At 70.8% G+C, this 23,991-nt stretch carries 16 protein-coding genes; 6 read left to right on the top strand and 10 right to left on the bottom strand.

What is annotated here, in order from left to right; genetic code table 11:
* Positions 1-162 precede the first annotated feature (162 nt).
* Positions 163-1,764 (bottom strand): serine/threonine-protein kinase, encoded by a 1,602-nt coding sequence (locus WME76_RS24680; RefSeq protein WP_437954736.1) that lies wholly within the window; start codon positions 1,762-1,764, stop codon positions 163-165.
* Between the two features lie 630 nt (positions 1,765-2,394).
* On the opposite strand from WME76_RS24680, the gene WME76_RS24675 reads away from it, so the two are divergent.
* On the top strand, positions 2,395-4,791 hold the full coding sequence (locus tag WME76_RS24675) for a hypothetical protein (protein ID WP_437954735.1): 2,397 nt from the start codon (positions 2,395-2,397) through the stop codon (positions 4,789-4,791).
* Positions 4,792-4,889: 98 nt separating this feature from the next.
* Here WME76_RS24675 and WME76_RS24670 read toward each other — a convergent pair whose 3' ends face one another.
* A complete protein-coding gene (locus tag WME76_RS24670; protein WP_437954734.1) occupies positions 4,890-5,750 on the bottom strand; it encodes an alpha/beta fold hydrolase in 861 nt (286 codons plus the stop codon).
* A 429-nt stretch (positions 5,751-6,179) separates the two neighbouring features.
* Here WME76_RS24670 and WME76_RS24665 point away from each other — a divergent pair, with 429 nt between their 5' ends.
* The 3 genes from WME76_RS24665 to WME76_RS24655 all read left to right on the top strand — a co-directional run bounded on the left by WME76_RS24665 (position 6,180) and on the right by WME76_RS24655 (position 10,368).
* Positions 6,180-7,721: a sigma 54-interacting transcriptional regulator gene (locus WME76_RS24665; RefSeq protein ID WP_437954733.1), complete on the top strand. Its 1,542-nt coding sequence runs from the start codon at positions 6,180-6,182 to the stop codon at positions 7,719-7,721.
* Positions 7,722-7,826: 105 nt separating this feature from the next.
* Positions 7,827-9,467 (top strand): serine/threonine-protein kinase, encoded by a 1,641-nt coding sequence (locus tag WME76_RS24660; RefSeq protein ID WP_437954732.1) that lies wholly within the window; start codon positions 7,827-7,829, stop codon positions 9,465-9,467.
* 10 nt (positions 9,468-9,477) lie between these two features.
* Positions 9,478-10,368 (top strand): hypothetical protein, encoded by an 891-nt coding sequence (locus tag WME76_RS24655; RefSeq protein WP_437954731.1) that lies wholly within the window; start codon positions 9,478-9,480, stop codon positions 10,366-10,368.
* Between the two features lie 235 nt (positions 10,369-10,603).
* Here the strand turns inward: WME76_RS24655 and WME76_RS24650 are convergent, their stop codons facing one another.
* The 6 genes from WME76_RS24650 to WME76_RS24625 all read right to left on the bottom strand — a co-directional run bounded on the left by WME76_RS24650 (position 10,604) and on the right by WME76_RS24625 (position 20,148).
* Positions 10,604-11,752 (bottom strand): WD40/YVTN/BNR-like repeat-containing protein, encoded by a 1,149-nt coding sequence (locus tag WME76_RS24650; protein WP_437954730.1) that lies wholly within the window; start codon positions 11,750-11,752, stop codon positions 10,604-10,606.
* 93 nt (positions 11,753-11,845) lie between these two features.
* Positions 11,846-12,607, bottom strand: coding sequence for a hypothetical protein (locus tag WME76_RS24645; RefSeq protein ID WP_437954729.1), 762 nt, complete (start codon positions 12,605-12,607; stop codon positions 11,846-11,848).
* An 11-nt stretch (positions 12,608-12,618) separates the two neighbouring features.
* The gene (locus tag WME76_RS24640; protein ID WP_437954728.1) at positions 12,619-12,897 is read right to left on the bottom strand and encodes a hypothetical protein; all 279 of its coding nucleotides are present in this window, start codon (positions 12,895-12,897) and stop codon (positions 12,619-12,621) included.
* Positions 12,898-12,913: 16 nt separating this feature from the next.
* On the bottom strand, positions 12,914-13,915 hold the full coding sequence (locus tag WME76_RS24635) for a hypothetical protein (RefSeq protein WP_437954727.1): 1,002 nt from the start codon (positions 13,913-13,915) through the stop codon (positions 12,914-12,916).
* A 402-nt stretch (positions 13,916-14,317) separates the two neighbouring features.
* Positions 14,318-16,261 (bottom strand): Kelch repeat-containing protein, encoded by a 1,944-nt coding sequence (locus WME76_RS24630; RefSeq protein WP_437954726.1) that lies wholly within the window; start codon positions 16,259-16,261, stop codon positions 14,318-14,320.
* A 3,131-nt stretch (positions 16,262-19,392) separates the two neighbouring features.
* A complete protein-coding gene (locus WME76_RS24625) occupies positions 19,393-20,148 on the bottom strand; it encodes an SDR family oxidoreductase (RefSeq protein ID WP_437954725.1) in 756 nt (251 codons plus the stop codon).
* A 65-nt stretch (positions 20,149-20,213) separates the two neighbouring features.
* Between WME76_RS24625 and WME76_RS24620 the strand changes: the two genes are divergently transcribed.
* Positions 20,214-21,170 carry a helix-turn-helix domain-containing protein gene (locus WME76_RS24620; RefSeq protein WP_437954724.1) on the top strand — a complete coding sequence of 319 codons (957 nt, stop codon included), beginning with the start codon at positions 20,214-20,216 and terminating at the stop codon, positions 21,168-21,170.
* 7 nt (positions 21,171-21,177) lie between these two features.
* Here WME76_RS24620 and WME76_RS24615 read toward each other — a convergent pair whose 3' ends face one another.
* Entirely contained in the window at positions 21,178-21,975 is a 798-nt protein-coding gene (locus WME76_RS24615) for a peptidylprolyl isomerase (protein ID WP_437954723.1), read from the bottom strand.
* Positions 21,976-22,263: 288 nt separating this feature from the next.
* Between WME76_RS24615 and WME76_RS24610 the strand changes: the two genes are divergently transcribed.
* A complete protein-coding gene (locus WME76_RS24610) occupies positions 22,264-23,163 on the top strand; it encodes a hypothetical protein (protein WP_437954722.1) in 900 nt (299 codons plus the stop codon).
* Between the two features lie 87 nt (positions 23,164-23,250).
* Here the strand turns inward: WME76_RS24610 and WME76_RS24605 are convergent, their stop codons facing one another.
* On the bottom strand, positions 23,251-23,889 hold the full coding sequence (locus tag WME76_RS24605) for a YdeI/OmpD-associated family protein (protein WP_437954721.1): 639 nt from the start codon (positions 23,887-23,889) through the stop codon (positions 23,251-23,253).
* Positions 23,890-23,991: the final 102 nt, after the last annotated feature.

Here is a 23,991-nt window from a genome sequence, read left to right as displayed (position 1 = left end):
AACCTGTGCGCGGATCGCAGCGGTCGCCGTCAGCTCGGGCACGGCGCCTCACCCTGCGCGCGTGAGGCCGTTGAGCCCCTGGTCCTCGACGAAGCGCGGGATCCGGACCCGTCGCGCGGTGCCCCGGTCGACGCCTCCGTCGACGCCCACGCGTCCGCGCCATCACCGCCGGCGCGTCATCTCTGAAGGTCGGTCCTGCGTCGCGGGATCCCAGCGCCCGACGGCCTGGCGCAGATGGTCGAGCGATGCCAGCAGCGCGTCGTCATCCACGCGGATACCCGTCGCCGCGGGCAAGACCTCGGCGAACATCTGCCCGGCTTTCCTCAGGTCGCAGAACCTGTGCGGGTATCGCTGGCGAGCAACGAGAGAGAGTCCTGTCACGATGCTGCGCACCGCCGCCGCCCGGAAGCCCGCCCCTTCGACGACGACCGCCGAGCACCTGGTGAACGCGCTCGCCTCCGCGAGGAAGGCCGAGAGCGCGTCGCGCACAGGCGCCGGCGGGAACGACGCTCCACCCTCGATGATGGTGAGCAGCCCTATGCCGCGCGGATATCGCTTTGCGAACTCCCTGCACGCGTCGGCAAGGTGGCGCACGCCCTCCTGGGTCGTGTCCTGGCGCCAGATGGTGCAGAAGATCTGGCGCCAGGTCGCCAGGATATAGTCGTGGTGCCTGGCGACCAGGTGCCACGGCTCGACGGGCACCGTGGCGTTCGCGCCGAAGAGGGGCGCCTCCGCGACGACCGTCGTGGCCTCGTCGCCGATCTCCCCCTGGACGCGATGACCCGCGAGCGGTCGGTTCATGTCGTCGTCGGCGGCGTGGGCGATCGGGAGCTTCGCCGCGATCGTGGCGCGGGTCGCCGCGCTGGCCGGGACCAGGAGCTCGTCCCGCAGGCCAAAGCCGTCGGGCAGCAGCGGTCGGATCGCCTCGAGCATCGCTGCCGCGGTGGGGAACCTCTCGCCGATGTCGAGCCGGAGCGCGCCGTGCACCACGGCCGCCGCCTCGGCTCGAACCCAGGGCGCGACCGCCTGGACGGAGGGCGGCGGCCGCGAACAGATCGCCATGATCAGATCACCGAAGCCGGCGATGTGCTCGTACGGGAGCTTCCCCGAGAGGGTGCGGTAGAGCACCATGCCGAGCGACCAGAGGTCGGTACGGTAGTCAATGTCGCTGAGTCCCCGGGCCTGCTCGGGGGACATGTAGAGCGGCGAGCCGAGGATCCCTCCGGTGCGGGTGAGGCTCGTGGTCGGGCCGCCCTGATCCGCATCCCGCTTGAGCTTGGCGATCCCGAAGTCGAGGATCTTGACGACGATCTCACCCTCACGACGCCGGGCGAGGAAGAGGTTGGCGGGCTTGATGTCCCGGTGCACGACGTGTGCCTCGTGAGCCTTCTGGAGGCCGAGGCAGACCTGCGCCGCGATCCGGAGGGCGGCGTCGGGATCGAGGCTCCCGACCCTGTCGAGCAGTTGCTGGAGATCCTCTCCTTCCAGGAGCTCCATCACGAGATACGGCGCCTTCGTCTCCGGATCCGCCCCAGACTCGAGCACCCGGACCCTGTGCTCGGTGTCGACCGCGCCCATGGCTTTCGCCTCGCGGTGGAAGCGCTCCACGCTGCTCTTGCCCGGAACCAGGAGCTCTCCGTTCATGCATTTGAGCGCGACGTGCTCACCGGTCTCGACGCGCTCGGCCTCGTAGACCGCGCCCATCCCCCCTTGCCCGAGCAAACGGATAACCCGGTACTTGCCGTCGTGGAGCTGTCCGATCAAGACATCGATAGAGTAAAGGAGGCGGGCATGCGGACGCAACAGCCGCCCGGCCCCTGCCCGGGCGTCACCTCCTGAACGTGCCACGAGCGGCCTCGACAGGCTCGGGTACCTCCGCGTCCCGGGGCGCCCGGTTGTCTCAACGTGCTCAGGCAAGCCCTGGAGCCAGGAGCCCGGGCCCCATCTGCCTTTCCAGGACGCCTTTCCGGGTCGCGCGCGGTCCGGTCTCGGCGGTGACGCTGCGTGAGATTCGCCCGGCGGCAGCTAACCATCCTTCGCGGCCAACGATCGAGCGCGGGCCGACAGAGCGTCTGCGACGTATCCGCGTGGCGAGCGGTCCAAAGAGACGTCGTCCAGATCGCGTGTGCCTCTCGGGGGAAGACGGCTCGCGCGGGCTGCGTTCTGCCCACGCATGGATGCATCACGAGGTCATCGGCGGCGCGGCCGGCCGCGCGCCCGGCTGCGGCGGGCGGGACGACGCGGGCGAGGGCGCGCGGCGCTCGATGGGTGCGCTGCGGCGCAGCGGCGTTGAAATTTGCGTTGAATTTGCCGGGGCGCGGTGCGGTAATCGTTCGAGGAGCCCGCCGGGCGCCCGGGCGGCGCGGCGCGCGGGATCACCATGGACAGGCACGCGTGACGGGCGCACGGGACAGCGGCGGGGACCTCCCGGCAGGCGAGAGCATCCCGCCCGGCGAGAGCATCCCGCCCGGCGAGGGCGCTCCGGCCGCCGCGCACGGCGGCTCCGAGGGCGCGCCCGGGGCCGAGCTGCGCTCGGTGACGGCGGGCGGCGCGACGCTCTGGCTCGCGCAGTCGCCGGGGTTCTCGCTGTGGCGCGGCGAGGTGGCGGCGCCGGATCGGCTGCGCATCGAGGGGCGCGACGGGTACCTCCACGAGCTCCGGCTCGAGCCGGTGGGCGTGCTGCGGCTCGGCCGCGCGGAGCGCGTCGGCGACGAGCGCAACGACCTCGTCTACCCCGACGTGGCGTCGCGGCTCGCGGCCACGCTGCGCCACGACGGCGTGCGCTGGTGGCTGCGCCGCCGCGACGAGTGCAGCGTGCCCGTGCAGGTCGGCGCGCGGCACCTCGCGCGCGGGGAGGAGTCGCCGCTCGTGCACGGCACGTTCGTCTGCGTCGGGGGCATGCGCGCGACGCTCTTCGACCGCCGTTACGCCGCGCTGTCGGTCCCCGCCGGGGCGGTGGACCCGGCGACGGGGCTGCTCGCGCGCGCCGGCCTGGAGCAGGAGTGCGCGTCGCTCCTGTCGCGGAAGGGCCAGGGGGCGCTCGTCCTGCTGCGGCCCATCGAGGCGGCGCCGCCGGTCTCGGGCGCCGCGTCGCGCGTGGCCGCCGCCGTTGTCGCGGTGCACCGGCTGTGGCCGGAGCTGCCGGTCGGCGACGCGGACGGCACGGCGGTGGTGCTCGTGCGCGGCGGCGCGACGGAGGCGGCCGCGGCGGCCCGTCGCGCGCTGGAAGCCACGGAGGCGGCGGGGCTCGGGGCGTTCGCGTGCGGCTACTTCTCGCTCGCCGGGGACGCGGACGTCGCCGGCCGCGAGGTCGAGCTCGCCCTGCACGCCGTCGCCTCGCTCGCGGCGGAGCGCGAGCGCGCCGCGCCGGCAAGCGCCCGCGCCCCGGGGGCTCCGAGCGTGGCCGAGCTCCGCGACGGCGCGGCGGGCGCGCGGCTCGCGACGACGATCGAGGTGATCGATGCGTCGCAGAGCGGGCGCCGGGCGACGGTCCTGTTCGGCATCGAGGAGCAGAGCGCGCTCGGCGGCGTCGGGCCGCACGTGATCGGGGCGCTCGCGCAGGAGCTCGCCGCGGTGATCGCGAGCCACGCGGGGGCCGGCGCGCTGGTGGCGCCGCTCGCGCCGGGCGTCGTCGCGGCGTGCGTGCCGCGCCGGGCGGATCCGGCCGTGATGGCGAGCGCGGTGCAGTGCGACTGGCACGGGCGGCCGCCGATCCTCGACGGCAGGGTCGAGCTCGCGCGGACCCTGTCGTGGGAGCTCCTGCACGGCCTCGACGCGGGCGCGCGGGCGGCGGAGATCTCGCGCGAGTGCGGCGATCCGCACGGCGTGCTCTCGGCGCTGAGCGGCGGGCTGCCGTACCCGATCGCGGGGCGGGTGCGGGCCGCGATCGGGGCGTCGAGCGCGATCGAGCGGGTGAAGATGCTGTTCGACGTGCTCGAGGGCACGTGGCGCTTCATCGCGACGGTGCTCGTCTCTGCCTTCTTCAGCGGCGGCAGCGCGCCCCCGGGCTCGGGGCGCAGCGGCGGCGCGGGCGCCCACGGCGCGGGTGGCCACGGCGCGGGCGGTTCCGGCGGCGGCGTCCACCGCGCTGGCGAGCCCCCGCCCGGATGGAGCGCCGTGCTCGATTTCTACGGGCGCACGCGCACGCGCGACGGCCTGGCGCTCGGCGCGTGGCGCGAGCTCGCGCGCACGGCCGCGCGCGCGTTCGGCGATCGCGACGACCCGATCGGCTCGATGGCGAGGGAGGTGCTCGACGTCAAGCTGTCGCACAACCAGACCTTCGAGACGCTCTCGAACCTGATGCAGGCCGAGCGCAACCAGTTCGCGCACGGCCACTACACCGAGGCGCGCGCCGCCGCGGATCTGCCGGACTTCGAGCAGATGACGCGCGCGCTCCTCCGGGCGCAGCGGCCGCTCTGCGCGTGGACGCTGGTGACGGTCGAGAAGACGGAGCCGGACCTCTACGGCGATCTCCAGACGGTGGAGTTCATCGATCACACAGGCCCGTTCGCGTCGGGGACGCGGCGCCGGATCGGCCTGAACTCGCCGGTGCGCCTCTCGAACGTGGTCTATCTGGCCCGCTTCCGCGAGGGGCTGATGCTGCCGCTCGACCCGATGGTGCGTCGCCTCGCCCACGACGACCGGCTCGACCTCTACTGGATGGATCACCTCCCGCGGGCCAGCACATGCCACCTGAGCGCGGTCGTCGCGGGCAGGGCGGTGCGGGCGCCGTGCGACGCGCGGCGGATGCCGCCGCTCCTGCGGGCGCTGATCGACGCCGCGGGCGCGTGAGGGGCGAGGAGAGACAGCGGTGACGCGGACCGGCTCTGCCTGAGCGGCGACGGCCCGTCTCGCGCGCGAGCACGGGAGGAGCCAGCGGGCCCGGGCCGCTATCCGACCGAGGCGGCGGCCGCGACGGCCGAGGGCGCCGGCGCGGGGTCGAAGAAGCTCGTCAGGTGGGCGGCGACGACCTCGGGCGCGTGCACGTCGGGCGCGTTGTGGTCGGCGCCCGGAATGTCGGCGCGGCGGACGTCGGGCAGCGTCCGCTCGAGCTGCGCGGTGGCCTGCAGGAGGTACGCCTGGCTCCTGGCGCCGGCCAGGAGGAGCGTCGTGCAGCGCACGTCGCGGTAGCGCGCGATGTCGGTGCCGAGCGACCCGATCGCCTCGAGGTCGCGCGGCACGGTGTGCAGCAGCTCGGCCATCTCGCGGCCGTCGGCGCCGAGCAGCATCACGCGCGCGAGGACCGCGAGCAGCCACACGGGGAGCTCGATCGGCGGCCCCATCCGCAGGCCTCGCAGGAAGATCGCCATGGCACGCGCGCTGTGCCCCGCGTCGAGCGCGGCGCGGAACGACGGGACCCAGTCGAGCGGCAAGAACTTCTCGAGGCACACGGGAGGCTCGTAGAGCGCGAGCCGCCGCACCGGCAGGCGCCGCGCCGCCTCCAGCGCCACCATGGCGCCGCCGCTGTGGCCGAAGATCTGCGTCGCGCCGGTGGCCTGCATCACGGCGGCGACGTCCTCCACCTCCGTGTCGATGCCGCGCCAGGCTCCGAGCGACGGGCTGAGCCCTCGTCCGCGCCGGTCGACGGCGAGGACGCTGAAGCGGCCCGCGAGCGCGGCGGCCAGCGCGCGGTAATGCCTGGCGGCGCGCGCGCCGCCGTGGAGCACGAGGACGGGCTCGCCCGCCCCGTGCCGCTCCCACCCGATGCGCGTCCCGTCGGCCGATGTGGTGGCTTCTTCGACGATCTTCATGGCGGTGGTCCCTCCCGGAGGCCGCGCGCGTGCGACGCTGGCCGCGTGCCCCTGCTCATAAACGCGCCACGACGCGAAGGCCAGCACCTGTGACGCGGAGAGAAGGACCAAAAGAGGGCAGCGCGGAGAGAGGTAATCAAGAGACGAGTCGTCTCTGGTCGAGGTCGCGCTCCGCGAAGGACAACACGGTTGCGCTCGAGAAATCTCCGAATACTCCCCGCCTCCCTGTTCAATTTTCCGCTGAAAATGGCTGCAGAGGAGAGGATTCCGCACGTGGGGTAGGGTGCGGCGTGGAGGTGGTCTGAAATGGCAACCATCGCCGTCCCCCGCGTGGCCACGCACGTCGCCCTCGTCGACAGCAGAGCGTCTGTCGCGGATGGGCGCGACGAGACGTGACGCCGGCGCCGAGGCCTGCTGAGATGGGGGCCCATGCCCCCGTGGAACGACGACGACGCCGCCTCCACCGAGCTCGTGCCGCAGCCGCTGCGCCCCGCCGCGGCCGCCGCCGAGAGCTTCGCCCTCTCCGTCATGGCGGGCCCGGACGAGGGGAGCCGCTTCGTCGTGGCGCCGGGGCTGCCCTCGCGCGCGCTCGCCGGCACCAGCCCGGCCTGCGACATCACCCTCACCGATCGGCTCGTCTCGCGCCGCCACGCCGCGTTCGAGCTCGCCGGCCCGCGCCTCCGCGTCACCGACCTCGGATCGACCAACGGCACCTTCGTGCAGGGGATCCGCGTCGGCGACGCGTACCTCCAGGGCAGCGAGCTCGTCCGGCTCGGCGAGACGGTGTTCCGCGTCGAGGCGCTCGGCGTCACGCAGGCGGTGGAGCTGCCGCGCGCCGTGCGCTTCGGCAAGCTCGTCGGCGCCAGCGACGAGATGCGGCGGCTCTACCCGCTGTGCGAGCGCCTCGCGAGCTCGAGCGTGCCCGTCGTCATCGAGGGCGAGACGGGCACCGGCAAGGAGGTGCTCGCCGAGGCGATCCACGAGCAGGGGGCGCGCGCGGCCGGGCCGTTCGTCGTCTTCGACTGCACCGCGGTGCCGCCGACGCTCGTCGAGTCGGCGCTCTTCGGGCACGAGCGCGGCGCCTTCACCGGCGCGAACGAGGCGCGCCGCGGCGTCTTCGAGGAGGCGCACGGCGGCACGCTGCTGCTCGACGAGATCGGCGATCTCGACCTCGGCCTGCAGGCGAAGCTCCTCCGCGCCATCCAGCGATCCGAGGTGCAGCGCGTCGGATCGAACCGGTGGATCCGCGTCGACATCCGGGTGCTCGCGGCGACGCGGCGCGATCTCGAGCGCGAGATCCAGGCGGGGAGGTTCCGCGACGACCTGTTCTACCGGCTCGCCGTGGCCCGCATCGAGCTGCCGCCGCTGCGCCGGCGGCAGGGCGACGTCACCGTGCTCGCGCACCACTTCTGGCGGCAGCTCGCGGGGCGCGGCGCGCCCTTCCCCCAGGGCTTCGCCGAGCGGCTGGAGGACTACGACTGGCCCGGCAACGTGCGCGAGCTCTACAACGCCGTGGCGCGCCGCGTGGCGCTCGGCGAGGCCGCGCCGATCGAGACCACCCGGGCCGGCGTGAGCTCCGCGGGCGCGCCCGCGTCGACGCCGGGGCTCGCGCCGCCCGGGCCCGCGTCGACGCCGGGGCTCGCGGCGACCGGGCCCGCGTCGACGTGCGGGCCCGCCTCGGCGCCCGGGTCCGCCGCGTCGGCGCCGGCGCCCTCCACGCCCGTGCCCCCGTCCTCGTCCGCAGAGGAGAGCGAAGGCGCCGAGGCTGCGACATCCAACGACATCATCGAGGAGATCCTCGCGCTCGATCTGCCGCTGCCGCGGGCGCGGGAGCGGATCGTCGAGCACTTCGAGCGGCGCTACGTGCAGCGCGTGCTGGCGCAGCACGGGGGCAACGTCCGGAGCGCGGCGGCCGCGTCGGGCATCGCGCGGCGGTACTTCCAGATCCTGCGCGCGCGCCGGTCCACCTGACGCGCGGCCGGGCGCCGCGCGGCGGTGCTCCCGGGGACCACGCGCGCGGCGATCCACCCGACATGTCGCCGCGGCGCGCGCCCCGGCCATGATATCGTCGCGACGATGCTGCAGGCCCGGAGCCAGGGCGGCGCGCTCGCCGTCGTCCGCTACCTGCTCTTCGACGAGATCGGGGCCGGCGGCATGGCGACGGTGCACCTCGGCCGCCAGCTCGGCTCGGCCGGGTTCCGGCGGACCGTCGCGATCAAGCGGCTCTACCCGCAGTTCGTGCGGGATCCCGAGCTCGTCGCCATGCTGCTCGACGAGGCGCGGGTCGCGGCCCGCATCCGGCACCCGAACGTGGTCTCGACCATCGACGTGGTGTCGAGCGGCGGCGAGGTGCTGCTCGTGATGGAGTACGTGCACGGCGAGCCGCTGGCGCGCCTGCTGCGCGCGGCGACGCGGGAGGGCGGCGCGCCGCCGCCGCGCGTCGCCTGCGCGGTGCTCGCCGGCGCGCTCCACGGCCTTCACGCGGCGCACGAGGCCACCGCGGAGGACGGCGCGCCGCTCCACCTGGTGCACCGCGACGTGTCGCCGCACAACGTGCTCGTCGGCGAGGACGGGGTGGCGCGCGTGCTCGACTTCGGCGTGGCCAAGTCGGCGGGGCGCGCGCAGATCACGCGCGACGGGCAGCTCAAGGGGAAGCTGGCCTATATGTCGCCCGAGCAGATCGCGGGCGAGCCGCTCGACCGGCGCGCGGACGTGTACGCGGCCGGGGTGGTGCTGTGGGAGACGCTGACGGGCGAGCGCCTCTTCGAGGGGCGCGGCGAGGCGCTCTCCATCTTGCGGCTGCTGCAAGCGGGCGTGGATCCGCCGAGCGCGCGCCGGCCCGGGGTGCCGCCGGAGCTCGAGGCGATCACGCTGCGCGCGCTCGCGCGCGACCCCGAGGACCGGTTCCCGACCGCGCGCGCCATGGCGCTCGCGCTGGAGGAGACGGGGCTCGCCGCGTCGACCTCGGAGGTGGGCGACTGGGTGACGTCGCTCGCGGGGGAGTCGCTGGCGCAGCGGGCGGCGCTGATCGCGGCGATCGAGCCGGGAGGGGCGGGGGCGGGGGGCGAGGCGGGGGCCGCGGGGGCGGGGGGCGAGGCGGGGGCCGCGGGGGCGGGGGGCGAGGCGGGGGCCGCGGGGGCGGGGAGCGAGGCGAAGGCGGCAGGCGCGGGAGCGGAGGCGGGGAGCGAGGCGGCGGGCGCGGGGAAGGGGACCGAGACCGAGGTGGGGGCGGCGGCCGGGGGCCCCGGGGCGGGCCCGCTGCAGGCCGCCAATCGGCCGCCCTGGGCCGCGGTCGCGGCGACGGGCGCGCTGCTCGCGATCGCGGCCGCCGCGATCGGCCTCGCCCGCGCCGAGGCGCCGACCCTCGCCCGCGCGAAGGCCGGCGTCGCCGCCGCCGCGCGTGCGCGGCCGGCAGGAAGGCTCCTGGGCACCGCGCATCCCGCGCCCACCGCGTCGAGCGCGGGCCTGCCGGCGACGCCCGGCGCGCCGGCTGCAGCGGCCGCATCGGCCGTTGCCGCCACCCCTGACGCGCCCGCTGCGCCCGCCACCGCCGCCATCGCGCCCGCCACATCGGCCACCGCGGCCGCGCCGGCCACCGCGGCCGCCGGTGCCGGCGCGCGCCGGCTGCCGCGCCGCGCGCCGGCGCGCGACGGGTGCAATCCGCCGTTCATCATCGATGGGCAGGGTCACAAGCGCTACAAGCGCGAATGCTTCTGACGGAGGCCGGATGAACCAGCGCACCGCTCGCCGCTCCCTCGTCGTCGCCGCCGCCATCGCGGCGCTCGCGTACCTCCAGCCCGCCCGCGCCCGCGCCGGCGACGCCGAGGCATGCTTCACGGCCTCCGAGGAGGGCCAGCGCCTGCGCGACGACGGCCATCTGCGCGACGCGCGCGCGCGCTTCATCGCCTGCGGCGCCGTCGCCTGTCCCGCGCTCGTCCGGTCGGACTGCGCGGGCTGGCTCTCGGACGTCACGGCGCGCGTCCCGACGCTGATCCTGAGCGCGCAGGACGAGCAGGGCCAGGACGTGGCCGACGTGCAGGTGACCCTCGACGGCGCGCCCCTCGCCGCGCGCCTGGACGGCAAGGCCGTCGAGGTCGACCCGGGCGAGCACGTGCTCCGCTTCGAGCGCGCGGGCAGCGCTCCCGTCGCGCTGCGGCTCGTCGTGCGCGAGGGCGAGAAGCTGCGCCGCGTCTCGGCCCGCCTCGCGCGGCCCGCCACGGCGCGCGCAGGCGCGACCACGCCGGGCGGAGGCCCCATCGCGCCCCGCGAGGACCAGGCCGCGTCGCCGCCCGCGAGCTCGCTCCTCCTGCCCATCGCGCTCGGCGGCGTCGCCGCCGCCGGGGGCGTCGCCTACGCGGCGCTCGGCCTGAGCGCGCGCGCCGACGCAGACCGCCTCCGGACGACCTGCGCGCCGCGCTGCGCCGAGGCGGACGTCGATGCGGTGAGGACCAAGGTCATCGCCGCCAACGTCGCGTTCGGCGTCGGCGTGGCGGCGCTCGGCGGCGCGGTGGCCGCGCTCCTCCTGCGCGACTCCATGCCGGCGGCGCCCGCCGCCGCCGCGGTGCACGTCGTCCCCTTGCCGGGCGGCGCCGCCGCTGCGCTCGGCGCCCGGTTCTGAGGTTCGATTCACGCCACGGACCCGCGACCGGGCGGAGGTCGCCCCAGCATCACCGCCGCGCAGAGGCATAACCAGCTCTTGATGGGTACGCCAGGCTCCGGTCGAGCCGGAGGGCCCAGGCCCATGCGGACCATCCGGCCAGTCGAGCGGACGACGACCGCGTCAACGCGGACGATCAGGGACACTGGGCCCCCACCGGCATCACCAGCGCCGCTGAAACGTCCGTGCGCCTGGTCTACTCGACGACATCGATCGGCCCCTGCAGAATCGTCCCGTTAGTTCCGACGATGAGGATGTTGTCCGGCGCACTCCCCCAGAGCCCCGTAAGCCGGGTCTGAACGCCGCTCGGCTGCCGCGTCCAAGTCGCGCCGTAATCGCTCGAGCGCAGGACCGTGCCGTTCGCCCCGACCGCGTACACGTCGTTCGGTCCGGAGCCCCACACGGCATGGAGGTTCCAGCTCGTGCCGCTCGCTTGCTCCGTCCACGTCTGGCCCCCTGCGAAGTGGATTATGCCGCTCGGCCCGACAGCATAGATGTCCGTCGGCCCCGATCCCCAGAGCCCGAACAGGTGCTGTGTTGTCCCGCTCAGCTGCTCCCACCAGTTCTCGCCCCCGTCGGTGGAGCCCACGATCGTGCCGTTCGCGCCGGCGAGGTAGACAGTGTCTGCTCCGTGACCCCAGACGGCGTTTAGGTGCTGCGTGGTGCGGCTCCTCCTGGAAGACCAGGTGATGCCCCCGTCCGAGGATCGTAAGATCGTGCCGCTCGCACCGGCGACGTAGATCCTGCCCGCGCCGTTGCCCCAGACGGCGTTGAGCTGCTGTGTGGTTCCCGATGCCTGCGGCGTCCAGGTTTCGCCGTCGTCCGTGGAGCGCAGGATCGTCCCGCCGGCCCCCACCGCGACCACCAGACCGGGGCCGCTGCCCCAGACGCCGTTAAGCTGCTGGGTGGTCCCAGAGCTCTGCCGCGCCCAGGTCACGCCGCCGTCGGACGAACGCAGGATCGTGCCGCTCGTGCCCACGGCGCAGATGACCTCCGCCCCCGTCCCCCCTACTCCGTAAAGGCTCTCGGTCGGGTCGAGTTCCGCGCTCGCCCAGGATGGAGGCACGGGCGCGCGATCGATGCCGGACGTCTTCGCGCTCGGGTTGAGCGCCAGCGTCAATCGCGACAGGTACTCAGGGCCGATTAAGTCATTGTCCTCAGGGCTGGGGATCCGTAGCAGCACCTGGCCGTTCTTGCTGTATACCTGCGCCGGGAACTCGAGCTTGAACTCCGCCACGGCGTAGCGCACCGAGCCCGCGCGAGGCTTGTCGGCGTCCGCCTGCTCCACGTCAATCAGGATGTCCTGCAGGGTGGAGATCATGTCGTCAATGAGGAACCAGGTCATAACGCGAGCCCTCTCTTCGAGGTGTTGTGCCTTGATGCAACGGTCGCGCCGATCATCATGGCAGCGCGCACGGAGCCCTGAATAAGGAGTGATCTATTTCGGCAAATCGAGCGGCGGGAACGTGCCGGTCTTGAAGTCGATCTTGACCGAGCTGACGAGATCCACGCTCCGCGTCAACGCCGCTGCATCGTCGATCAACCGCACACGGAGGCCGAGCGAGGATCCGGCGCCTCCCTGTCCGGACGCGGCGCCGCCCGGCGATGTCGAGTCGTTTGCGCCGGCGCTCGGGCTGCTCGCGTACATGCTCACCCGCGTGGACAGCTGTCCACCGGTGACCACGACCCGCTGCATTCCCGCGCTGAGGAGGGCTCGTAGTTTCTCGTAGGATCTCTTAGCGTCGAGCTTCATCTTCGCGGTCGTGAACTGGAGGAGCAGATCCTGGCCGATGGACCAGGAGGGGCTAGCGCCTGCGATCGCGCTGTCGATGGTGCGCTCCTCGGGCGGATCCTTCGTGAGCGCGACGGAGGCGACGACCCCGAGGAAGTGCTCGATGAGCAGGAGTCTCTGGGCATCGTCGACTGCGACGGCGCTTGGGAGCTCCGCGGGCGAGCTCGGCGGCGCGATGGATAGGAGGGGGCAGATGATATCGATGACGTACTGCCGCGCCGTCGCCTGCTGCTCGGCAGCCGTGAAGCCGGCGGCTCTGCCTTGGTAGACGTCGAGTGGCACGCCCACGCTGGCCGCGAGCTCGGCATAGGCTTCGCTCTGCTCCATCGCCGAGTCCACGATCGCCTTGAAGACCTCGCGCATCATGGTGTTCGCGAGCTCGGAGAGGGGGAAATCGTTAGCGCTCACAGAATACCTCGTCAGCCTGTCGTAAGGACCAGCATGAGCGTCGCGCGCGTGCGCTGCCGCTCCGCCGCCGGCCGTGCCGCATCGGGGAATCGCACCAGGATGCGCAACGCCTCGGGCGCCGGCGCGGCAGCTATAGCAACGCTAAGCTCCACGGGGATGTGGAGCTCGAGACGATCGATCGAGAACGGGACCTCGCCCACGCTGCCGGCGGGCGCTACAACGCCTGACTGGCCCTTCGCCAGCTCGCGCAGAAGCTCCACGACGAAGTGAGCTAGGTCGGTCGTCATCACAGCGGCTCTCCTCCGCTCAGGCCGGCGTTGCGCTGGCCGTCGTGGGCGTCGTCGTTGCTGCCGGGTCGAACGCCGGGAAGAAGTCGGAGCGGAAGTTGATCTGCACGGCGCCTACGACGTCGACGCTAAGCGACGTCGCCGCGGTGTGCTTCTCGTTGACGACGCTCACTCTCATGCTCGAACTCGACTTCGACCTGCCGCCCCCGAGCGAGCCGCGTGCCCCGAAGCTTCGAGCGCCGGCGAAGCGCGCCAGCCTGCTCCCGTAGCTTGCGCTCAGACCATAGCTGAAGCTCGACGACTTCTGCGACGCGTCGACCTGGGTCACCGTCGAGCTGAGCTCGTCGCTTTCCTGGGACTCAACGTGAAAGGTGAGCTTGGTGCTGATCTGGCCGCCCGTGACGACGAGCTTCTGCATCCCGAGCTTGAGGATGGTCACGAGCGTGTCGTACGACGTCTTTACATCGCGCCTGATCTTCTCCTTCGCGAAGGAGTGGACGTCGCTCGTGTTGAGCACGATTGTCGTCGTGTTCGCCTGCGCGTCGATGTATTCGTCGATGAGGTGGTCGATCAGGATGTCAGCTCCGCTCGCACCGCGCGGCGCGTATATGTTAACGAAGAGCGATTTGATGGCAGAGGCGTGGTCGACGTCGAACGTGAGACTAGTGCCGGTGGGGTTCTGGCTGAGGGTGCCGCCTTCGTACAAGACCTTCGGCGGCGTCGTGTTCGCCGGGCTGAACGACGCGAGGACTACGTCATTGATATAGCCCGCCGCGGCGGCGTCCAGGTCTCCTACCGTCCTGGCCTGGTAATCGGCCAGGGTGCCGGAGACCTTCGCCACCAGCTCCCCGTAAGCCTCGAGCTGATCGATGGACGAATTGGTAAGCGCGTTGAACACGTCCTCGACGAGGTTGGTGGTGAAGTCGACGAAGGAGTCAAGCACCGCCGTCCCCCTAACCACGGCATCCAGCGCCTTCCCCGTGGCCGAGTTCTCAAGTTTGGCGATCGCTACCGAAGCCATTTGTATTTCTCTTTCTCTCCGAGGCACTGGACGCAGCATACCTGGCAGGGTGGCTCTCCTCGGAGCGAGCTCCCCGACCATTACGGGATACGAACACCGATGTGGCCCAGCTGGACAAACGTGCTGCGCTCACATCGATAGGATCATGTCACGCGGGTACCAGGAGTCAATCTCAAGGGCGGGCGCTGAACGTCGTTGTGATGCCGTTGATGTCATCAATGGATGATAGATGCGCCGCGATGATGAAACGGTCCCATCGACAGGTGAATTGAATCGCGTGATATCATCAGTTTGGCGTAAGTGTTCGGGGAGATTTATCGCGGCGCCTCGAGCCGGCGCGCGCCGAGGCGTTCCTCCTTGACAGCTCGTCGAGGAGTCAGCGTGCGCGAACTCGCGTGGCACTCAGCTGGAGCAGATCTCAGCTCGTGCAAGGATCTGGTCATCGAGCCCTACGCCGCCGGCGACCAGGATCTGGCCGTTGTTCAGGACGACCGTGGCGTGGCCGCAGCGCGCATCGAGCATGGGCGTACTGTGAGACCACGCGTTTGCGGCGGGATCGTAGAGCTCGACGCTCGCGGTCGCGCGGCTACGGTTGGATGCGCCTCCGGCGGCAAGGATCCTCCCGTCGGGGAGCGGAGTGAGCGAGAACAGGGCGCGCGCGATGCCGAGCGGCGCGGCGGAGGTCCAGCTGTTCGTGGAGGGATCATACAGCTCTATGGCGAGGAGGTCACCGTCACGGCCGTCAAGGCCGCCGGCGACGAGGATTTTGCCGCTCGCAAGCATGACCGTGCTGTGGCTGTACCGCGGGGTGCCCAGTGCACCCGCAGGAGACCAGGTGTTCGCCACCGGATCGTAAAGCTCCGCGGAGGCGAGGACGGTACCGCCGTTGCCAGAGCCAGCCGTTACCAGAACCCTGCCGCTGGGCAGCATGACAGCGGTGTGATTCCAGCGCGCCACGGCCATGGAGCCCGCAGAGGACCATGTATTCGCGGCTGGATCATAGAGCTCTGCGGTCGCCAGGCCGTTGCTGCCGTTGGTTCCACCGGCCACGAGCACCCTTCCGTCCCGCAATACGGTCGTGGTGGCGAAGCCTCGCCCCACGCCCATGGTTGGTCCGGCCGACCACGTGCTGGTCGTGGGATCGTAGAGCTCGGTCGTCGCGAGGTACCCCGGCCCACCAAGGCCGCCGATGACGAGCACCCGGCCGCTGGGGAGGAGCGCGATACCCGGGGCGATGCGCGGCGCGAGGAGCGCGCCTGCGCTTAGCCAGGCGCGCGCGGTCGGATCGTAGATCTCCGCCGTGTCGATCAACCCTGTGTCGTTATCGCCCCCTGCGATCAGGACCTGACCGTTGCCGAGCCGAATCGCGGCGCAGGAACCCCGCGGGGTCGCCATGTCAGCGACGGGCGTCCATTGCGGGAAAGGTGGGGGAGCGCTCGGCTTGGTCGCTGCAGCGGGGAGAGCGGCCGGTGGGGCAGAGAGTCCGGGGAAGATTCCAGTTCGGAACTCCAGTTTAACGCTGCCGAAGAGCTCTGCGCTGCGTCCGGCTGCCGCCAATTCCTCGCTGGGCAGCCGGACCCGGACCCCCGTCGTCCCGAGCGTACTGGAAGCGAGCTTGGCGAGCGTGCTCTGCGCCTTTCTCGACGCCATCTGCGCGTTCCTCGCGGAAGGCGCGACTGTGTCCGCCGTGCGAGCGAGCCTGGCGCGCTGCTGCCTTGCCGAGCTCACGACCCTGCGCCGCGCGAGTTCCTCCTGCTGCTGCGTAGCAGCGGCAGGCTCGGCGTCTCCCGGTGTGCTGAGCTGCATGGTCACCTTCGTGGTCAGCTCTCCCCCGGTGACGACGATGTTCTGCATGCCGGCGCCGAGCATCGCGCGCAGCTTGTTGTACTCACTCGCGGACTCCTGCTTGAGCTTCTCGATCGCGAACTCCGCTAGGAGACCGGTCGAGAGACGCCAGGAAGGGCTGCCGCCGCTCATCGCGTCGAGAATGGTGACCTCGGTCGCGCCGGCAGGGCCAGGCACAACCGCGACCACGGCGCGGAAGTGCTCGCCGAGGACCTGTCTGCCCTGATCGTCGGTTGCTATGGCGTCGGGGAGCGTGCTTGGCGGAGGGAGTGCGAGCAGGGGGAAGAGGACCTCCCGGATATATTTCTGCGCCGTCGCTACCTGCTCGGCCGACGTGATGCCGAGGAGCTTTCCTTGGTAGGCGCCGATGGGGACGCCGACACGCGTCGCGAGCTCGACGTAGGCATCGGTCTGCTCGACGGCGGAGTCGATGATCGACGAGAAGACCTCTCGCATCATTGTTGCCGTGAGCTCGGAAAGGGGGAACTCGTTGGTGCTCATCACGAACATCAAACCGCCGAGCGTGTCCGCCGTCAACCGGCTCTGGACAGAGTATGTCCGATCGTTCCGGCGCCACGATCCGGTCGCTCCGCGCGTGCGCATCCCGGAGATGACCCATGGAGGACGCCTTGTACGGGGCATCCCAGGCGTGTTTTCCGTCCTCATTCCTCGTGGAACTACGCGGCTGCACGGCAATGTACTCACCAACGTGGTGTGAATGATCGTACACGAAGCAGTGAACCCGTTGGATCTGCTGAACTTGCTGGCGGAGCAGTGAGTTGCGCGGCAAGCGTCGTGTTGACGATAGGGCGCCGCCGAAAATTCTTGACAGATCGGAATGGCTTCGCGCGGAATATTCTCACGGGGAACGGTTGAAAGATGACGAGGAGCGTCGTGATGAGCAGCACGAGAGGAGCGCCCCGTAGGCGCGAGGGTACTCATGACGGGATTGTGACGGGGAGGTTGCGGCGCAGGATGCTCGTGCTGGTGCTTGCCATCGCGGCATCGGCCAGCTGCCTCTCCGCACTTGATCCTGAAGGAGAGCAGGACAACGGCGTGAGCCACGGCATGCGGACGATGGGGGAGGACGCGCCCGCCGCCGGTGGAGGCGGCCTCGACGCCGGGAGGGTCGGCTTGGAGGGGGGCGCTCCGGCGACGCATCGCATCGCCGAGACGCACGCCTGTGGAGCGCCCTCGGACTGTCCTGCGCCGGACACCGCCCACGTCTCCGCGACGTCGAAGGGCGACCTCTGCGCTACGGGCGCGCCGGGGCCAGCTCCCCCGGACCAACAAATTCAAGGTGATTGCAAGCAGATCGAATGTACCGGGATACGACGGTGGAGGGAGAGGCCTGACGATCGCGACCGACCCGATGACGGAAGGGAGTGCACGGACGACAGCTGCGACGTGGACAGAGTTGTCCACGAAAACTTTCCGGCCGGCTTCCCGTGCCCGTTGACCCCGGGGATGTTCTGCGATGGGGAGGGCGCGTGCGTCGGATGCACGGACTCTGTATACGAGGCGCTGTGCTACCCGTATGCATGTGGGACGCTTACCTGCAATACCACATGCGAAGACGATGGCGACTGTGCGTCTGCAGCATACTGCCATGATGACGAATGTATCGAGAGAAAGCGGCCAGCCGAGCATTGCAGCGGGGATAACGAGTGCTCGACTGGGCACTGCATCGATGGGGTGTGCTGCGGCAGTGCCTGTGGCGACGGGGCACCGGACGACTGCGAGGCGTGCGATGTGCCTGGCCGGGAAGGGATCTGCTCTCCGCTTCCTGCTGACACTGTGTGCCGTGTGGCGTCGGGCCTGTGCGACGCGGCGGAGACCTGCACGGGCATCAGCGCGGAATGCCCCCCCGACAAGGTGGCGCCTGCAGGGGCAACCTGCCGCTGGATCGACGGGCCCTGCGATATCCCAGAGTACTGCAACGGCAGCAGCAAGAACTGTCCTATCGATGCCGTGAAGTCGTCGAGCGCGGTGTGCCGTCCGGCAGCAAGCGAGTGTGATGTTGCGGAGATGTGCAACGGCAGCAGCAAGAACTGTCCTGTCGACGCCGTTGCGTCGTCGAGCAAGGTGTGCCGTGATGCCTCGGGCCTCTGCGATGCGGCGGAGACCTGCACCGGCACCAGCGCGGTATGCCCGCCCGACAGGGTGGCGCCCGCGGGGGTAACCTGCCGTTGCATGGAGGGGCCCTGCGATAGCCCGGAGTATTGCAACGGTACCAGCAAGAACTGTCCTAGCGATGCTTTCGCGGTTGGCACTGTCTGCCGTCGAGCAGCTGGCGAGTGCGATGCCGCGGAGGTATGCAACGGAAGCAGCAAGAATTGCCCCCGCGACGTTGTCAAGCCTTATGGTACTGTCTGCTATCCGTTGGATGGCGAGTCCGATACTGTGAGCGAGTGTGACGGTGCCCACAAGAGTTGCCCATTCGATGGATATGAATGTCAGCCCGGGGACACAGCCATGGCCGAATGCTGCTATTACGGCCATGATGAGTGCTTTACAGATGAAGAGTGCCCAATTGTGCGCACGTGCCGCCCAGGGGTAATACACTGCTCGTCTAGCGGATACTGGGGCGATTGCGATCCTAGGTAGAAGCCATCTCATAAATGGCCGAGCAAGCTCAGTAGATCCATGTCGCATACTGTGCGAGTAGAGCGAGCGCTCCGAGCGCTTTGGCTATTCCGCGAAGGTGGACACCCTGTCATTGGCGAGTTTGCGCTCGCCGCCGCCTCCTTCGGACGTTCCGCTTCACCCAGGCGACGATCTTCTTCGCCTCCTTTGGCGTGAAGCCCCACTTGGCACGGGGCCCCTGGGAGAGCTTCCGGCCAGGAGGCAGCCCCCTGCCGAGCCGTCTCCGGATGGTCTGCATGGAGCACGCCGCGCGACGCGCCAGCTCCTCGAGCCCGACGAGCTCCGGCTTCGGGCCGAGGCGGGTCTTGTCCCGGAGCACCTTCCGCAGGACGTCGACCTGCGCGGGGGGTGAATACCCGCATCTTCCGGCTACCCTGACGAGGGACGGGTTCGAAGAGCGTGCCCTCGATCCGCCGGAGCGTCGTCTTCACCGATGCGGAGCATCCGGGCCACGGCGGTCGAGGTCAGGAGCCCGCTCTCCTTTATATGCCGGGTCTCCATGGTCATGGCCATGGGGTGATGTGCGCGCAGGTAGCGGGGGATGCCCTGCGAGTGGTGCGAGGGAAGGATGCGGATCAGCTTGCCGCACCCACGCGCACAGGTGTGCCCCTTCGCGTTCTCGGCTGCGATCCACGCCACCACCGAGCCCTTCTTTCGTGCCAACCGTACGCGCTGCCGGAACCGGACCCGTGGGTCCAAGGAACCAGGCTTGGGAGAGGTAGGGGGGCCCAGCCCCATCCGGTTGTGCCTTCCGCTGCTGTCCATGAACCCGGCGCAGGGCTCCCTCGAACGCCAACGCACCGGGCGAGGCAGAGAAACCGTTGCGATGGCGATGAAGGTCGTCGTGCCCGAGCTACCGGACAGGCAAAGGAACATCCGACGTGATCCGCTTCGTCGAGACGACTCGGGCTTCCGCGGCCGTCGCAGCACAGATCCAGTTCGCCTGCGTCGAAGCCGCTCGGCGGCGCGTCCACCCAGCGGCCGTGTCAGGCCGCGACGAGCCCGCCATCGATGGGCAGGGCGACCCCGGTCACGAACGACGCTTCGTCGCTCGCCAGGAAGAGGGCCACCCGAGCCGGCTCGATCGGATCCGCGAACCGGCCGATCGGGTGGCTCGCGAGGACTCGTTGCTCCACGGCCCGATCCTCTATCCACCTGTCGAACATCGCCGTGTGCGTGCCCCCAGGGCAAATCGCGTTCACCCGCACGTTGCGAGCCGCGAAGTCGATGGCCGCGGCCTTGGTCAGCCCGATGACGCCGTGCTTCGACGTCACGTACGCGGACAGACCAGGCGTCGCCACGAGGCCTCCGACGGAGGACGTGTTGACGATCGCGCCCCCGCCGGCCTTGAGCATCTCCGGGATCTGGAACTTCATCGACAGGAAGACGCCCTTCAGGTTGATGTCGATCACCCGATCCCACTCGTCCTCCTCGAGCTCGGGCACGCTCTTGATGACTTGCTCCACGCCTGCATTGTTGAACGCGACGTCGAGCCGCCCGTACCTCTTCACGGCGGCTGCGACCATGGCGGCGCAGTCGGCCGCGCGCGACACGTCCGTCGGAACGAAGATGGCTTCTCCCCCTCGGGCGACGATCTCCGCGGCCGTCCTCTCGCCCTCGGCCACCCGGCGCGCGGCGATGACCACCCTGGCGCCCTCCTGGGCGAACAACAGCGCTGCGGCCTTGCCGATTCCCATGTTTCCACCCGTGATGAGCGCGACTTTGTCTTGCAACCGTCCCATAGGATTCGCTCCGGATCTGTGGGCCTGATGAACGACAGGCCGTGCCCGCGACCTCGGGACGGAGGATGTCCACCCTCCGCCGGCGCGGCTTGGGCAAAATTGACAGGACCCGCGCAGCGCGCGATCCACGGAAACGGGCCTGGCGCAGCGCGCATTGGCCCACTAGGATCCGGGGCATGCCGAGCGCACTGCCAGCCTGCGATCCGGACGATCCGCTGCGCATCGAGATCGTGCAACCGAAGGCGCTCTCCGGCGTGACCGTGGCCCGCTGCCGCAGCGATGCCCGGAGCCACCGTTCCGTGAAGGACCGCTTCGCCTCGGTCTCCTTCACGGCCGGCCAAAGCGAGTGGCGGGCGCGCGGGCGCACCTGGACGGCGAGGCCGGGCGCGCTCGCGCTCATGCTCCCGGGTGAGGTGCATCGCGAGGAGAGACGCGATGGGCCGGCGCGCTTCCAGGCGGTGCTCTTCAACGACGCGCTGGTCAACGAAGCGCGCCTGTCGCTCGGAGGCCGGCCCTTCGCGCCCCCGCCAAGCCTGTTCTTCGAGCGCGGAGCGCCCGAGGGCGCGCCGCTCCTCACCCTGCACGCGCTCGTCCACGAGGGCGACGCCGAGCCCCTCGCGCTCCAGACCGCGCTCGCGGAGTCGCTGCGCTCCGTCGTCGCGCTCACCAGTCCGGGTCACGCCAAGCGCGGACGCCCGTACGCCTGGGGCGCCCCCCTGCGCCGCGCATTCGAGCTCATCCGCGAGCGCTTCGTCACCGCGCTCTCCCTCGACGAGATCGCGCTGCACGTCGGGCTCGACAAGTTCCAGCTCATCCGCGCGTTTCGCGACCAGCTCGGCGTGACGCCGTATGCCTATGTGACGCAACTGCGGATCGGTCGCGCCCGAGCGCTCCTCGCGCGAGGCGTGCCGCCGTCCGAGATCGCAGCGCGCGTCGGCCTGTACAACCAGAGCCAGCTCAACCGGCATTTCAAGCGCATCGTCGGCATCACGCCGGGACAGTTCGCGCGCGCCGTGGTGTGAGCGCCTCTCACGGCGCGCAGCGGGTGATCGTCACCTTGTTCAGGCCCAGCTCCACGAGCGGCTTGTCGTCCGCACCGGTCTCGACATGCGTCAGCTCGGTGACCACCTCGACCGGCGCGCACTGGCCGAAGATCGTGTACGCGCCGTCCAGCCAGTCCGTCGCCACCTCCGTGACGTAGAACTGGCTCCCGTTCGTGTCCGCCCCGGCATTGGCATAGGCCAGCGTCCCCGCTCGATGCTTCAGCGCGGAGATCTCGTCGGCGAACTCGTACCCTGGCCAGCCCTCGCCGTTGGCGAGCCGATCGCCCCCCTGCGCCATGAACTCCGGAATCACCCGGTGGAAGGTCAGTCCGTCGTAGAACCGCCGTTTCACCCAGCTGCCGGTCTCCGGGTCCAGCCAGGGCCGGCGCCCGCGCGCGAGCCCGACGAAGTTGGCGACCGCGTTCGGAGCCTGCTCCGGGAAGAGCTCGCAGGTGAGCGCGCCCTTGTCGGTCTCGATGATCGCGCGCAGCGGCCCCGGGCCCTCCGGGAGCTCGGCCAGCGCCTCGTCCAGCGTGAACACCCCGGCCTCTGGATCGGTATCGCCGGCGAGCACCTCCTCGGGCGCGTCCACGTCGGGGCCGCATTCCATGCTTCCACCGCCGCCCGCGCTCCCGCTCGTCGTCGAGGCGCTCGAGCTCGTCGCGCCGCCGCCCTCCCCACCCGTGCCGCCGGTCGAGCTCGTCGCGCCCTCGCCGCCGCTGTCATCGCCGCAGCCGGCGGCGAGAGGGATGGCGAGGAGCATCGAGACGCAAAGTAGGTTCACGGACGGATGAGGAGAAAAGGAGCGGATCTGCATCGGAGCGACACTTGCACGAACTCCACGGGAACGCACGCCCGACTTGCCGGGCGTCTCACGCGCTCTCTCCGGAGCTCCAGGACACCGACAAGGAATGTTCACGCCGATCGCCGCGCTCTGCTGCGGAGCCGGCGCGGCGAGCCGTCGAGCCCGGTTGCCCCGTTGCGCTCGCGTTCGCCGACCTCGGGATGGCGCCGGGGTGGGATGTCGCGGCGGCCCCCCGGGTCGATGTAAGATCCAACGAGGAGGTTCTTCATGCGCACCCATCGACATGTCTTGCTCGCGACGCTCCTGTCGGCCGTCGCCGTCGCGATGTCCGCTGTGCCCGGATGCGAGGACGACGAGCCACCGGCGAGCAACGGAGGCCAGGAGCCGACAGACAGCGATTTCATACCCAGGTACGCGAAGGCCCTGTGCGACCGCACGTTCGCCTGCTGCGACGCGGCGACCCGGGCCGCGCATGGCCTGGACGCGAGCTCCGCCGACGCGTGCGCCTCGGAGCTGGAAGCGATCCTCCTTGCCGTCACCGGCGGAGGCGAGGTGAACGGCACCTTCGTCCCGGAAAAGGCGGCGGCATGCCTCGCCGAGGTGGACGCAGCCCCCTGCGCCGAACTTCAGATCGTGGGTGTGCTGTTGGGTGTGAACGGCGAGTACACGCCATCCTGCCTCGATGTGTGGGACGGCTCCGTACCCGAGGGCGGGACGTGCGGCTCGGACTGGGACTGCGCCCGGGACCGCTGCGTGCGGACCACCGACGCGAGCGGGCAGACGGTGTCGGCGTGCAAAGCGAGCGCGCTGGCCGGAGAGCCATGCTCGTCGGCGTTCGACTGTGACGAGGCGCTCCGGTGCGACCAGCCCTCGCCGCCCGACGCGGGGACGTGCGCGCCACGGCTCGCCGCGGGCGAGTCGTGCGAGGGAAGCCTCGAATGCCAGGCGGAGCTTCGCTGCGGCGACGACGGCACGTGCCAGGCGCGCGAGCAGGCGGGCGGTCCATGCGCGTCGGACCAGGACTGCGCGGCCGGCGCGACGTGCGATGGCGCCACGTGCGCGCCGCTCGGCGCCGCCGGCGCGCCCTGCTCCTCCGATTCGGACTGCGCATCCTCCGCGTGTGTCGACGCGACGGGCACCTGCGCCGACGTCTGCAAGGGCGGCTGATCGATGTCGAGCTCGGCCGGGCGGGCGGGCGCGTCGAAGCCGCGGTCTGCTGCGTCGTGAGGTGGACTCAGGTGGTCAAACAGCGACTCACTCTGTAGCGGGCCGGGTCGCCTTCGACTGTCTCGGCCTCTCCGGCACGATGGTCTCACCGCGCGCCAGCATCGCCACCAGCGCAGCGATCTTCTTCGCGCGACCCGCGTCCGTCTTCATGTTGTTCGTGCGGAACGCCAGCGCGAACAGGTTCTGACGCCCCAGCGTCTGGAGCGTCTCACGCGCCCGTGGGTTCGCCTCGATCGCTGCGCGAAGGTCGTCGGGGAGGGTGGCCTCGGTCGCCCTGCGGATCGGCGCGTACGCCGCATCCCAGCGACCATCGGCCTTCGCCGCGTCCACGTGCCGCTGCCCGTGCGGCGTCATGCGCCCCGCGGCCGTCAAGCGGGCGATATGGCCGCGGTTGATCTGGCTCCAGACGCTCCTCGCCTTGCGCGGCGAGAACCGCTGCAAGAACGAGGATTCATCCAGGGATTTTTTGATCCCGTCGATCCACCCCCAGCAAAGCGCCACGTCGAGCGCCTGCGCGTAGGTCACCGTCGGCACGCCGGAGTCCTTCTTGTAGATCCGGAGCCACAGCTCCGTCTCCCGCGCGTGGTTTGCGGCCAGCCACGCTTCGAACGCGGCGTCGTCAGGGAAGCTCTTGATCTTCTTCTTGTCGGGAACGATGGGCGCCATCCAGTCTGCCTCGCAATGCGCCCATCCTACGCCGAGCCAGCAGCGACACCAGCGCGGAGGTCGTCGAACGCCGCCTCACCCGGCCCGCAGCCCCGATTACGC

Origin of the sequence: Sorangium sp. So ce119 (assembly GCF_051524405.1) — a bacterium.
GTDB classification, from domain to species: Bacteria; Myxococcota_A; Polyangia; order Polyangiales; family Polyangiaceae; genus Sorangium; species Sorangium cellulosum_G.
Note: the sequence above shows the minus strand (reverse complement) of the source record. Positions and strands in the feature narration are given on the sequence as shown.

Excerpts from the sequence above, each read along its gene's own strand:
- WME76_RS24670 (WP_437954734.1), bottom strand. The coding sequence starts at position 5,750 with ATGAAGATCGTCGAAGAAGCCACCACATCGGCCGACGGGACGCGCATC.
- WME76_RS24665 (WP_437954733.1), top strand. The coding sequence starts at position 6,180 with ATGCCCCCGTGGAACGACGACGACGCCGCCTCCACCGAGCTCGTGCCG.
- WME76_RS24660 (WP_437954732.1), top strand. The coding sequence starts at position 7,827 with ATGCTGCAGGCCCGGAGCCAGGGCGGCGCGCTCGCCGTCGTCCGCTAC.
- WME76_RS24655 (WP_437954731.1), top strand. The coding sequence starts at position 9,478 with ATGAACCAGCGCACCGCTCGCCGCTCCCTCGTCGTCGCCGCCGCCATC.
- WME76_RS24650 (WP_437954730.1), bottom strand. The coding sequence starts at position 11,752 with ATGACCTGGTTCCTCATTGACGACATGATCTCCACCCTGCAGGACATC.
- WME76_RS24635 (WP_437954727.1), bottom strand. The coding sequence starts at position 13,915 with ATGGCTTCGGTAGCGATCGCCAAACTTGAGAACTCGGCCACGGGGAAG.
- WME76_RS24630 (WP_437954726.1), bottom strand. The coding sequence starts at position 16,261 with ATGAGCACCAACGAGTTCCCCCTTTCCGAGCTCACGGCAACAATGATG.
- WME76_RS24625 (WP_437954725.1), bottom strand. The coding sequence starts at position 20,148 with ATGGGACGGTTGCAAGACAAAGTCGCGCTCATCACGGGTGGAAACATG.
- WME76_RS24620 (WP_437954724.1), top strand. The coding sequence starts at position 20,214 with ATGTCCACCCTCCGCCGGCGCGGCTTGGGCAAAATTGACAGGACCCGC.
- WME76_RS24610 (WP_437954722.1), top strand. The coding sequence starts at position 22,264 with ATGCGCACCCATCGACATGTCTTGCTCGCGACGCTCCTGTCGGCCGTC.
- WME76_RS24605 (WP_437954721.1), bottom strand. The coding sequence starts at position 23,889 with ATGGCGCCCATCGTTCCCGACAAGAAGAAGATCAAGAGCTTCCCTGAC.